The sequence below is a fragment of the Pseudobutyrivibrio xylanivorans genome, from assembly GCF_008935055.1.
Taxonomy (GTDB): Bacteria; Bacillota; Clostridia; order Lachnospirales; family Lachnospiraceae; genus Pseudobutyrivibrio; species Pseudobutyrivibrio xylanivorans_A.
The window spans coordinates 32,178-44,981 of sequence record NZ_CP043030.1 but is presented as its reverse complement, the minus strand read 5'-3'; the positions used below and the strand labels follow the sequence as shown (position 1 = coordinate 44,981).

Below are 12,804 nucleotides of genomic sequence, written 5' to 3'. Positions count from 1 at the left end.
ATTGCATTAAGTTCTGCAAACCAATTATTCAGGGCCTTTATTGCTGTTACAGTAGTCATCATTGCAACCGCTCCAAGACATATGCAGAACAGCATAAGTATAATTCTATTAAACAAGTTTTGGAAATATGGTGATTAAAGCTTTAATTAGGTAGTCAATTCAAGTTTGTCACCCTAATTAATTATTGAACGTTATATAAACCAGTACCTCTGTGGACGTCCAGATAGTACTAGTCTAAATTTATATAAAGAAATAGTTGACAAGAACAACTATTGCAATTATCATTCATATTTAAAAGGAGGTTCGACTATGGATAAAGTAAAAGTTTTTCGAGAATATACCAGAGAACTGGAGCGTAATCTTGATAATTTGAACACTACGGATTGTTGCCAATGCTCAGTTACTACTTCTCAGTGCTTTCTTGTAGTTGAGATTGGACGTAGCCCGGGTATTTGCGTAAAAGAATTGGCGAGGATACTGAAACTTGATAAAAGTGCGGTAAGTAGGGCTGTTGAGGAACTTGTACAAAAAGGTTTTGTCATTCGAGAACCCTCTAAAACAGATCGTAGATGTGTTGTGCTTACTCTGACAAAAGAGGGAGAGGCTCGTTTTAATAAGATTGAGAATGACATGTATGAGAAGTTTAAAGATGTGTTCTCAAGAATCCCGAAGGATAAGCAAGATCAGGTTCTTGAGGCTTTAAAACTATATAACGAAGCATGCGATAAAGTGGAGGACAAATGTTGTGATTAGACAGATGATGGATAGTGATTGGGAAAGAGTATCAGAGATTTACAAGCAGGGAATGGAAGGTGGTACAGCAACCTTTAATACAGAGTGTCCTAGTTTCGAAGAATGGGATAAGGGACATATTAGGGATTGCAGATTTGTTTATGAGGACGAAGGAAAGGTAATCGGCTGGGTTGCAATCAGTCCCACATCAAGCAGATGCGTTTATAAGGGCTGCGTTGAAATGAGCATTTATGTGGATCAAAAGTACAGGGGACACGGCGTTGGAACTGCTCTTGTAAATGAGTTGATTAAGGGGTCAGAAAAAGCAGGATATTGGAGTATATATTCGGCAATAATCTCTATTAACAGGGCTAGCATAGCATTACATAAGAAGTGTGGTTTTAGAGAAATAGGATATAGAGAAAGAATCGCGAAGGACAGATTTGGAGAATGGCAGAATACAACCCTGATGGAGTATAGAGCTTCATAAGAACGAGAGATATTATCATAGAACCGATGCGCAGCTTGTACAGTTTGCCGGTTGGAAACTGGACTATAAAAAATAAGTAAATATCAAGCTTCAGAGACAGTGGGGAATTCTATTTATGAAAATTCAAATTTGTAGATTAAATTAAGTGGAAGTTATTATGCAGAAAATTAATTAGAAGGAGATAACAAGAATTGGGAACTTTTGATGTAAAAGAATGTAATGATATTGAGGTGGCAAAAGCATTATTCATTGAGTATTCTCAGATAAAAGGTGCCGAGGGATGCTTTGTTTCTTTTGATAAAGAATTGGCCGATTTAAATAATTTTTACAAGGGTGGAGCAATTCTCGTTGGTTATGAAAATGGTAAACCTGTAGGCTGTATAGCTATAAAAAAAGTAGATGTCACAACCTGCGAAGGAAAACGATTGTTTATTAAACCAGAGTATCGTGGGAAAGGGTATGCAAGAGTTCTACTTAATTCCATGATAGAAAAGTCGCGAATGCTTGGGTATGGCCAACTGACATTTACTACTAAACCAGAAGTAATGAAAACAGCCTATGAATTATATAAGCGTATGGAGTTTGAGGAATTAGGCTGTGAAAATGGAACGGTATCTATGAGAATAGTATTATAGGGCTTAATATAATCAAATGTACAGAACCCAATAAATATGCAGTGATAAAAATTCCAGTCTATATTCAAGTTTGCCTAACTAAATAAACATATTATAAGGAGCTGGTTTAGCTCCTTAAATTATGCCTAATATTTCCAGTACTAAATGCAACAGTAATATAAATTTGCATTTATCTGTAGAAACTTGCATTAAGTTTAAGAAATTTGCATTTACTAAAAAAAGTTACGCGGTAATCGTATTTATTGTATATATTTTCGCGTTTGCTTGCACTTCTCGGAAAAATTAATATTTAACCGATAGATATTTCTATTTTTCCGATAGCTTAGCTATATGTTGTGATCGCACATGGACACGCCACTCCATATTGTGGGTTTTGACATAACTTTATCAATTAATAAAATAAACAAAGTTGCGTTAACTCTGTCACTACTCGTAAATCTATAAATTTATTAAGACAATAAACACCACTTCAAAGATTTCAATGCTAGAAACTAAAAAACTAAGATTAATCTAGTTAAGTTCGCCAGCTGTACCATTGCACAAATTAAAGGCTATACTAACATTACGGTTTTAGTTTAAAACCCATAAAATTAAAAACCAACGAATTGAAGGATATAAGCTATTCTTCAGTTCGTTGGTTATTTTTGAAATATGATTATCCTGTTCTAAAGACTATTCTACAATGCCAACATATACTCTGCCATTTCCATCATAAATAGTTTCTCCAGAACTCAATTTACTCATACATTCTGATATCATAGCTGAGTTAAAATACTTATCTGTAGAGTTAACATTATCTGTTAAATCTAATTTTGCTACATACATCTTTTCTTCCAACATTGACTCGCCTGATAAATAAACAGGACTAACACCATTCTGATCAATAATTGTAGATTTACCAGGATATAAGCTACTATCCTCATAACCACTAGTGTTTACAAGGTCAGAACTTAATACTGCTAGACCATCTCTTGCTGTGATAGTAGATAATGTGGTGTTGTAAATAAAGTTACTTCCTGCATAACCACCTGATGCAGTAGGGTTTGCGTACATTGTACATCCTGCAGCTGCATAGTACTGAGCCATTTCTGGATATGCGTATACATCCATACAAATTGCAATACCAAGACCGCCCCATGGAGTATCTATAATTAATGGTTCAATACCTTTAGTTGCCCAATCTCCTTCAACTGGCTGTACCTTCTGATATGACATTGTATTGCCTTTTGGAGTAGCTACAAAGGCAGAGTTGAATGGATGCATTGGATCGTTAGCATTAACTTCAGGTGTTCCATAGATTACATACATACCATATTCTTTTGCTTTTGCAGCAATAGTCTTTGCATAAGTACCATCTATTGTCTGAGCAGTATCAATAACTGTCTTCCAGCCAATTGATTCTGGATCTGAAGTTGATACATAATCACCAAGTGACATTTCTGGGAATACAAGAATGTTTACCTTCTGTGAAGCTGCCTCTTTCATATAGTCGAGCATAGTCTTTAAATTAGCGTCACAGTTAGCATACGCTGGACTCATATTTACTACAGCAACAACAGGACCATTTTTCTTTCTTGCTTTGCGTGCCTTAACCTTCTTTTCAGCTATATCTTTAAACCATTTAGTATATAAATTAGGCTGATAAATGTCCATATCAACAAGACCATGACTTGCAAACTCTGGATTAATAGCAGAGGTATTTAAAGTTTCATTACCGTCAAAGCTGCCTGCGTATGTATGCATAATATAGTCTACGTAATCAGCACCCTGTTCAATTGTTGTTTTCCAGATAGACCATACTTCAGAGCTTATATCAGGATCATTTTCACCTGTGATATTAGAACCACCTGCAAATAATAATTCGTCTTTAGCGCCTTCCTTACCAATCAAATTAGCTGTAGCAATATATAAACCTGAAAGGTAACTAGCATTTAAAACACGGTTTCTATTTAAATCATCCCACCCCAAGTATATATATCTATCTGAATATGGGTTACTTACAAATCCCTCATACTTATAGTTATCTGTATATTTTTCAGCCTCCAATGCAGTAGGACTTGCTATCATAAAGCAACCATCTTTTGAATACATTCTATCCTGTGTAATTAAATCAAAAGTATCGTCTCCTAAACTAAGACCAACTTTTCCAAATGGTGTTGAAAAAGTCACTGGGTGATTTCCAGGAATACACCATCCCTTCTCATCTGTAATTATCTGCTTTTGATATGAATCAACGAAACCATCAGGAGATACTACAAATGCAGAATCGTAGGCGTGAGCGGGATCACCTTCAACAACTTCAGGTGCTCCATAAACTATGTACATATCATATTTTGAAGCAAGAGAATAAAAATACTTAGCACTTTCACCATCTTTAGTTTCAGCAAGTGATGCTGGCATGCTATCCTCACTAGACGCATAACCTGTTAATGCCATCTCTGGAAATACAATGATATCTGTATTGCTTGAATATGCATTTTCAATTATTTCTTTCATCTTCTGCTTATTAAGCTCTTTATTTCCATATACTGGGTCAAAGTTAACTACACTAACAACCGGCTCCTGCTTAATAGGCGCAGCAAAAACTGTTTGACAAGGTAAAAAAAGCGAAACACCTGTAACGGTTGCCACAAATGACTTAAATATATTCTTTTTCATAGGCATTCTCCTTTTAGAAACAAAAAGAGGTTCTCACATTTGTGAAAACCTCTTTGTCCTCAAATAAACTAGTATATAATTAACGCGCTAAATATATTTAAATTAATTCGTTTGGGCAATTCCTAATTGCTTGTCAAATATTTTATATATAATTAATTTTTATACAATGTAAATAAATTACAAATATATCCCTATTTTTTATCTTTTTTTCTACAAATTGATGTTTCTATAGATAATTAAAAAATTATTCTTGCACTTAGTTTTATAATCAATTATTTTAAACTATTTGTGAATTATCTTTCTTAGAATGAGGACAATGATTGTCTGAATATATGGGGTAATCATAAAAAAATTGAAAACCCCATTGCCAAAACCAAGATAGCTACACCTAATGCATCCCCCAAGCTATCATAAGAAAAAAATAATCAGATAGATAAACTATTAAAGAATAAAAAAGAATTGGTACAACTATAAGTACGATTAACAATACCCAATAATATTTAATCCGAACAATACGGCTTGAGATTTCATCTCCTGTTCTAAGTATTTTCTTACTAATTCATGCCCCAAGAAAACTAACAAGTACCGCAATGGCTGTAAATAACGGCACCCCTATTAATTTGACTGATAGATGAATGAGCTTTTCTAAGTACTACCAATAAAATCAACCATTTTAAGACGTTAAATGGAATGTTGCCAAGTATATCGCATTCCCGAGAGCACTTCGCTACTTCCACTATTTTGGGCTAGGTACTATATCTAGTCTATTTTGCGTGCCTATTGAAACACGCTTAGTTTGTTGCAGTCTATTTTATTGTTCAAAGAAGATTCGATTTGGCTAATAAGGCGATTTTATTCACAGACAATTAATATTATGTTTGTATATAAAGCGTAAATATTATCGAACACTCCAGGCCCTGATTTTACTGCACCTGTCTTCACAAAGTTCCATTTTTTATTAACATATATATGTTTTTAGCGTTCCGATTTTTATTAATTTTTTTTCATCTGGCTGAAAAAAGTTCCACTTTTTCGTTTTACAAGTTCCAAACTGTCAAAAATTGGTACTTGACTTTGAAACCAGTTAAAACATTTATCTAGTACAACTGCAAAAACGCACGATAGTGTCAAATGATCTATGAAAAAACTGGGTCAAAAAAATAGGCTCAGATTGAACCTTGAAAATGTAGATATGTAGGTTGTGGTAACCTGACGCCACCCTTGACAGCACAAAAAATAACTGCTGTAGGTTAATCACCGACGGCGAAGAACTCAAGAACAATTAGATTTTCTCCGTCGATTTCAGCAGTGTAGCAGTTATTTTTTGTGCCATCAAGGGCAAGCCGCTGAAGCGGTGGCTGGGTTATTACCTCAGGCTCAGAATCTAAGAACAATCAGCTGGCTGCCTGAAGTTCCATGATTTTTTGCTGACCAAAGTAAATCATGAGCTGCCACTTGGCAGGCATGTTCTCAGCTTTGGATAGTATGTCATCAACTACTGGTGGTTTGAAGTCATTGAACTTATGAGGCCTCAGGAAGTTATAGTAGGCAACCCACAAAGTCAGATCATAGTTAGCGCCATCGTAGTTATCAAACCCATTAGTGATTCGATAAGATGCCTTATAGGTGCGGTTAAGACGCTCAATCATCTGTTTAAAAGGGCGGTATTCTTTGGACACTTCATCGTTGTTCTGGAGACCGATGACCTGTGTGATCTCAAACTTGAATCTGTCACCGAACTGCCTAAAGAACTGTTGGGCTGCAAGCGGATACGCACTATACCCATCAGCGATAAACTTGAAATTTTTGGGAAGCTCAGACATACCTTTGAATGCCATTCTCATTGCAAGGATGCATGGACCTACGCCACGGTTGTCAGATACCTGATAACCGATGATGGCTCTGGTAGCAGCATTCAGAATAAGCCAGACATAACCTTTGATGCCGCGCACCTTTATGTACGTTTCATCCGCAGCAAAGACATTGCCTTTCTCATAAGGGTAATTGTCAACAAAAGGTTTTATACAGATGGCAGCTGTCTTACAGTAGTTAGCAACCTGCTGATGAGATATAGATATCCCATACAAATCAGATAATGCCTGTCTTGTTTTTCTCAAAGACAGTCCGAGATTGACATGGAACGTAAGGCACAGGGACATGATGTGGGCGTTGTGCTTGCTGAATTTAAGTGAGGATGCATTCTTTGGAAGAGAGTTCAGATCCATCTTAAAAAAATCTATCGAGAATTCGCGATAGATGTAGTGAAGCTTGTATTTATACTTGCCATTCTCTTCGGATAGATCCTCTTTATCGACTTTTTTAAGGTTGCTGAGATAGTAAGGACATTTGGGATTAACACACTTATGGATGGCGAAGTGCTTACGGTCTTTTATACGTACAAGAGTATGCTGGCAGTGAGGACATTTTAAAGATAACTGTTTATCAAAGCGATTGTCCTCAGGCGTAAAAGTAGTCTGGCAGATCTTACACATGAGCTGTCCAGCTTTACCATTGTTCTTGTAGAGATATGGCTGTGGTGCATGACATGATGGACAAGAACATTCCTCCGGGATATCGCATTCTGAACGTCTTTTGATTGGTTTAACGGGTTTGCCATAGCGCTGAGTATAGTAGTTGTTAAGGTCCTTCCAGTCCCAGTCCTGATGATAATAGACAATCTTAGGAAGTTCATCCACTTTGAACTTTTGATATTTGGGAGAATGTGAGTCATCGAAAGCCCACTGTTTGAGCGGTATATATCTGCAGATGAAGTTAATAAGCCAGCAATTCTGTTGATAGAGTTGGTGGATGATTTCAAGTAAATAAAGTATAATGTTCATGAGCATTGAGTCCTTTTCGGAGATGTTGATTTGGTCGTTGACATTATACCAAAAAGGGAGGTCAATGCTCTTTTTATTTTGAACTCCCGATAAATCAAGGTTTTAGAACTAAAAATGGGTAGTGAATTTGACACTACCAAACGCACAGTAGGCAGAACTCTATGAAAGACAAAAAAGTTTGCTGTCAAAGTACTGCCATATATTTATTTTTAGCCGTAACAAGTCATATCCTTTAAGTGCCAAAGCCCAGATAATAACTTCATTCCTAGTTCCTGAGGAAAGGGGATACGGGGGAAGGAAAGACTGAGTAAGCGAAGCACCTGGTCTGTGGAGGGGGGCAGACCTGCGAAGCTGCTAGACAATGGTAAAATAATACACCCCTATTCCAGGGCTAATCTATATTCTAAAAAAGGACTCCCAAAAAGAGAGTCCTCTGATAATTCATATTTTTCAGCACATATAGTTATACTCACCGGCTAAAACCCGTTGCTGCGTTCCATTTGGAAGGATTAATTTTGCTTCAAGTCCTACAGGAATAAATAGATGAATATGAACTTTTTCGTTAATATAATCCCATCCCATTTCTATTTTTCCTGCTGGTGAATCATACGTTGCTTTTGCAGAAGTAAGTCCATTTGCATCATCACCTATATATATTTCAGGTTGTATTATCAGCTCACCATCACAATAGTGTATTCCACATACACCATCCATAATCCAGCCTACAACAGCTCCATAAGAATAGTGATTAAGAGATGCTTTTGGTTCCTTTCCCGGCTGAATTCCATCCCAGTTTTCCCAAAGGGTTGTGGCACCTTGATTTACCTCATATAACCATCCTGGCATTTGTGGATTCAATAGCAATTGATATGCCTCTTTTATATATCCTCTTTTCGCCAGCTGCCTGCATATTTCAGGTGTGGTTAGAAATCCTGTATTTAGCTTTCCATTTTCTCTTTTTACCATCACAGCTAACTGTTTTGCCGCAAGCTTGTCGGCCTCTTCGGGTAAAAGCCCAAAAGCCAGTGGTCGTACTAATTGACATTGGCGTTCTGTAGTAATCAATCCATTTTCTGTATAAACTTCAATATAGCCTTGTCTGGCTTTCTCAGACACGCGAATTAACTCATTGACTTCAGCTTCAGGTCTATCTAAAATTTTGGCAATCTTTGACATAAGCATTCCGGAATATGCAAAATAGGCATTAGCAACATCATAGTTACCATCCTTCATGCTTTCAGCTGCGCTTCGGCCTGGCTCACACCACTCGCCATAATTCATCCCCTTTTCGATTACATAATTTCTATTCTTTTTCGAATGAGACTTGTTAAAAAGCTTTTTCTTACGCGCCTCTTTCTTCAAAAATGAATACCAGTTGCACATCATGCTATAATTTTCACTGAGAACACGCTTATCCCCGGTCAATTGATATATTTCCCAAGGCACAATTATAATAGCGTCTCCCCACGCAACGGATCCAGCCAATAGCTTGGCAAAAAATCCAGGTTTATTGTTAGGAGGTGCAATGTTCATTACTCTTCCATCAGAAAGCTGTGTATACCTACACTGTCTTAACCATTTTTTCAATACAGGAACTGATTCCATCAAACGCAGTCCTGTATATGCAAATATACCAGCATCGCCAGTCCAACCAGCACGTTCTCTTGTTGGGCAGTCTGTTGGAATATCACAAAAGTTTCCTTTCTGACTCCACATTGCATTTTTTACCAACTGATTTAGCGCTGTATTTGATGTAGTCAATGAAAGAGTATCCATCATCTGAGAATACACCGCATGGGCATAGAATACTGCTTTTGATAAATCGGCATTTGTCTCTACTTTTACATAACGAAATCCCATGATGGTAAAGTTTGCATGATAATGGTTATACCCAGCTTTCATTGTATAATCAATAGTCTGGTAGGTTCCACCTTCTTTATGACGTTTTCTATCTTGAAAGTTTTCCTGTGTAAACTCTCCATTTTGGTCTAATGTCTCACCATGAATCAGGCGTATTTTTTCTCCTGCCGCTCCATTTGGAATTATAAGCTCAATCTGTCCCGCTAGGTTTTGACCAAAATCAAGAACTGTATCTCCTTTTGGAGTTTTAATGATTGTTGCATCAAACCTCTCCATTCTTAGTATAGGCACAGTATCCATTGCTTTCAAAAGCTCATACCCAATAGGTACTTCCTTCACTTCATGCCAAGCCATCTCATCATCTGACAAGTCCTCCATTCTGGCATCATATACCTCGCCATGTTGCATATCATTCTGTCTAAGAGGGCCATTTTGTGATGCTTGCCATGTGTTATCAGTTGACACAATGGCTTTCCCGTTAATCTCTAGCTGGCATATTACTGCCGTTTTTTCGCCAAATAAATTTCTGTCACCATCTACACCTGATGTACTACGATACCAACCATCACCTAAGATAATATGTATTTCATTTTCTCCAGTCTTAACATAGTTTGAAATGTCATATGTTTGATATGGTATTTCGAATTTATAATTGGCTGTTCCTGGTGTAAGCACATAATCAGTTATTTTTTGCCCATTTATATATATTTCATAGAGTCCACAAGCACTGGCATATACTCTTGCAGTCTCTATTTTCTCCATTGAATCCAGGCAGAATTTTTTTCTAAAAACTGATGCTGGCTTATGAGGAAGAAACACTTCCTTTTTTTTATGCTTTTTCTCGTTCCATGCTTTTAAAGCCGTAGAGTTCATATAATCTGGAGTACCTATATCAAATTGATACCCAATTTCCTCACTTGGCTCAATCCATTTAGCATACCAGTCATCACTGTTAAGCAGGCCATATTCAAAGGTGCCTCCATCTGCCCATTCACCTGAGCAATCGTCCTGATCCCATAAACGGATAGTCCATGACATGTTATCTCTTGACCTATGCTCTGGTGCAATAATAGCATGCATTTTCTTGGATTCTACCTTGCCAGTATCAAGTATTATCTCACTACCCTTTTTTACAACTATTTGGTATGCGCTCTGCATAATACCTTCCTGACACTGCCATGAAACATATAAATCCTGTGCATCTATTCCTATAGGGTTATTCCGGTACTCGGTTTTACAATTTATTGCTTTCATCTATTCCTGTTACCTCTCGCTCATTGGGTGTTTTAATTCACATACTCTTTTAGAAACTGAGAACTAATTTCAGCAGAAATTATTGGTGACTTCTGTTCCCAATTTCTATGGCTTTCAAGAACAACCGCTTCTACTTCATTCTTTTTTGCAATTTCAAGCAATCCTTGTAAATCCATACTTCCCTTTCCAAGCTCACAACTATCAGTTTTTAAGATTGATGAAAGTGGTCCCGTCTGTTTTGAGCCTCTATCATTGATATGCCAAAGTTTCATTCGCTGCCCAAGTTTACCCATCCAGTATTCAGGATTCACTCCAATATCAGCAGCCCAATATGAATCAAATTCAAAATTCACATATTCCGGATTGGTCTCTTCAATCAAAACTTCATAGGCCATCTTTCCACTTTTTAATCTTCTGAACTCGCAATTGTGGTTGTGATATAAAAGACTTAGTCCTTCGTTCTTTAGCAATTTTCCTGCTTCATTCAAATTATTTGCCAGGTCATAAACTGCCTTCTCATCGGTATAATCAAAGTGATGCATGCCTGTAATAACCACATATTTTGTTCCGTAAAGATGAGCCTCTTTTGCCACTTCCTCTGTTCTTTTCAATACGCTACCCAAGTCAGAGTGTAAGCTAATAACTTTAAGACCGGACTCATCTATCAATTCTTTCCAGTTCAGCTTGCCACTTTTTCCCATAGGCATCCCTGCCAGACGAGTCAAGGCTCTTATGATAAATGGCATGGGGTGAATCATGTATGAACATAATTCAATCCCCTGATAGCCAGACGCTCTCAATCTACCCAATGTGTCTTGTGCCTTTTTTTGATTGCCTATCACTGTTCGAAGCTGAAACTGTTGTATTCCTCGAATCACCCTCTACTACCTCACTCTCTATTGTTTCTTCTGGCCTTTTGCCTGAATCTCAGCCATCTTTTCCTTTGAAAGAGGGCTTATTTTCATGCATATAATTGAGATAATCCATCCTATTATTGGAAATCCATAAAGCAATAACACTGTCAGATACTTAATACCATTAGTCATAGGATCATTTGGCTGTGGCATAGTTGTCTCATAACCAATAAGAGCAACACAGCCCATGGTAATCACTGTTGCTAACGACGATACAAGTCGGTCCATCATAGAATAGGTAGCTGTGACAACAGCAGGAATAAACTTTCCAGAACGGTCTTTCTCATAATCGACTACATCCGCACTCATTGATGTTGTAGCTGCTGTGACACCCATTTTTGTTCCATTAACAGCAAGAGTTAAAACGAAATATACAATAGTTGGAAGTACTGCAACTGTAATCGTTCTCGTATTAATTGTCAGTAAAAATACAGCCATAAGTACTGTTGCAATGAGACTTACAAATGACCATAGTGAAATAGCTTTTCTACTTCCATGCTTACCTGCATACTTTCCTCCAATAATGGCGAACACGATTGAAGGAAGCATCGCAATTACACTGATTAATGTGGAAAGCTGCATATTTCCGATCAGTATTCCAAACATCATTGTTGATACAATAGATTGACTACCAACCTGATTTGCAAGTTTTACAGCAGAGGCTGAAATCACGTAGGTTTGCATTGCTTTATTCTTGCCTAAAAGCGAAACCATATCTTTAAAAGAAACCTTTTCATTATTGGTTGCAGCCACATCTTCAAAATTTTCTGGACAATCAGTCTCAGATACACCTATGCAAGCCAGAATAATGAACACAAGAGAGATTGCCACTGTTACAATGCATGAAGTGCTAAGCATTTCAACAGAATATGTATTTTGATACTTTGGAAGAATTACCATTGTGATTAAAATTGTCATAATCATTGGCGCAAAGTAACTATAAACAGTTGCCCATACCCCTACCATTGGTCTTTGCTCAGGATCATTTGTCATTACCGGTCCCATTATTTGGCCTGCAACATTATTCATGGCGTATCCAAATAAATAAATGACATACATTACTACGAAAAGTATAATTCCATGACCTTTACCACTTCCCCAAATAAATAACAATAAAACCGCTGCAGCCTGAATCAGCCATCCGCCAAAAAGGAATATACGAATCTTTCCAAATCTGGTGTTAAATTTATCCACGAATACTGCAATTACAGGATTTAGAACACCCTCAAGTATTCTACTGAATGTAAGAATAGTGCCCATTATCGCAGTTGCAATACCATACCCAGCATTTCCAACATAACTGACGTAAGTCATTAAGATATAAAAACACATTGCGTTTGCAGAATTCATTTGTGATAAGGCAATTTGCCAGTTCTTTGCTTTTCTGTAATTAATCTGATTTTCCATTTTTGCTCCTTTTT

9 protein-coding genes are annotated in these 12,804 nt (G+C 37.1%); 3 read left to right on the top strand and 6 right to left on the bottom strand.

Annotated elements, in window-relative coordinates; translation table 11 throughout:
- Nucleotides 1-309 precede the first annotated feature (309 nt).
- The 3 genes from FXF36_RS15920 to FXF36_RS15905 all read left to right on the top strand — a co-directional run bounded on the left by FXF36_RS15920 (nt 310) and on the right by FXF36_RS15905 (nt 1,857).
- Complete coding sequence (locus FXF36_RS15920; RefSeq protein ID WP_151626061.1) at nt 310-753, top strand: MarR family winged helix-turn-helix transcriptional regulator; 444 nt, start codon at nt 310-312, stop codon at nt 751-753.
- Nucleotides 746-1,222 carry a GNAT family N-acetyltransferase gene (locus tag FXF36_RS15915; protein WP_317617432.1) on the top strand — a complete coding sequence of 159 codons (477 nt, stop codon included), beginning with the start codon at nt 746-748 and terminating at the stop codon, nt 1,220-1,222. The genes FXF36_RS15920 and FXF36_RS15915 overlap by 8 nt, the downstream gene beginning before the upstream one ends.
- Before the next feature lie 191 nt (nt 1,223-1,413).
- Nucleotides 1,414-1,857: a GNAT family N-acetyltransferase gene (locus tag FXF36_RS15905; protein WP_151626059.1), complete on the top strand. Its 444-nt coding sequence runs from the start codon at nt 1,414-1,416 to the stop codon at nt 1,855-1,857.
- Between the two features lie 672 nt (nt 1,858-2,529).
- Here the strand turns inward: FXF36_RS15905 and FXF36_RS15900 are convergent.
- From FXF36_RS15900 to FXF36_RS15880, 6 genes are all read right to left on the bottom strand, one after another.
- The gene (locus FXF36_RS15900) at nt 2,530-4,515 is read right to left on the bottom strand and encodes a carbon-nitrogen hydrolase family protein (RefSeq protein ID WP_167511448.1); all 1,986 of its coding nucleotides are present in this window, start codon (nt 4,513-4,515) and stop codon (nt 2,530-2,532) included.
- A 1,250-nt stretch (nt 4,516-5,765) separates the two neighbouring features.
- On the bottom strand, nt 5,766-5,909 hold the full coding sequence (locus FXF36_RS16435; RefSeq protein WP_155829907.1) for a hypothetical protein: 144 nt from the start codon (nt 5,907-5,909) through the stop codon (nt 5,766-5,768).
- The gene (locus FXF36_RS15895) at nt 5,910-7,355 is read right to left on the bottom strand and encodes a DDE-type integrase/transposase/recombinase (protein ID WP_151622149.1); all 1,446 of its coding nucleotides are present in this window, start codon (nt 7,353-7,355) and stop codon (nt 5,910-5,912) included.
- Between the two features lie 450 nt (nt 7,356-7,805).
- Complete coding sequence (locus FXF36_RS15890) at nt 7,806-10,469, bottom strand: family 78 glycoside hydrolase catalytic domain (RefSeq protein ID WP_151626055.1); 2,664 nt, start codon at nt 10,467-10,469, stop codon at nt 7,806-7,808.
- 32 nt (nt 10,470-10,501) lie between these two features.
- On the bottom strand, nt 10,502-11,311 hold the full coding sequence (locus FXF36_RS15885; protein ID WP_330583239.1) for a sugar phosphate isomerase/epimerase family protein: 810 nt from the start codon (nt 11,309-11,311) through the stop codon (nt 10,502-10,504).
- 54 nt (nt 11,312-11,365) lie between these two features.
- Complete coding sequence (locus FXF36_RS15880; protein ID WP_151626051.1) at nt 11,366-12,790, bottom strand: MFS transporter; 1,425 nt, start codon at nt 12,788-12,790, stop codon at nt 11,366-11,368.
- Nucleotides 12,791-12,804: the final 14 nt, after the last annotated feature.

Bases quoted from the DNA above. Each gene is read 5' to 3' on its own strand.
- FXF36_RS15920 (WP_151626061.1), top strand. From the start codon at position 310: ATGGATAAAGTAAAAGTTTTTCGAGAATATACCAGAGAACTGGAGCGT.
- FXF36_RS15900 (WP_167511448.1), bottom strand. From the start codon at position 4,515: ATGAAAAAGAATATATTTAAGTCATTTGTGGCAACCGTTACAGGTGTT.
- FXF36_RS15895 (WP_151622149.1), bottom strand. From the start codon at position 7,355: ATGAACATTATACTTTATTTACTTGAAATCATCCACCAACTCTATCAA.
- FXF36_RS15890 (WP_151626055.1), bottom strand. From the start codon at position 10,469: ATGAAAGCAATAAATTGTAAAACCGAGTACCGGAATAACCCTATAGGA.
- FXF36_RS15880 (WP_151626051.1), bottom strand. From the start codon at position 12,790: ATGGAAAATCAGATTAATTACAGAAAAGCAAAGAACTGGCAAATTGCC.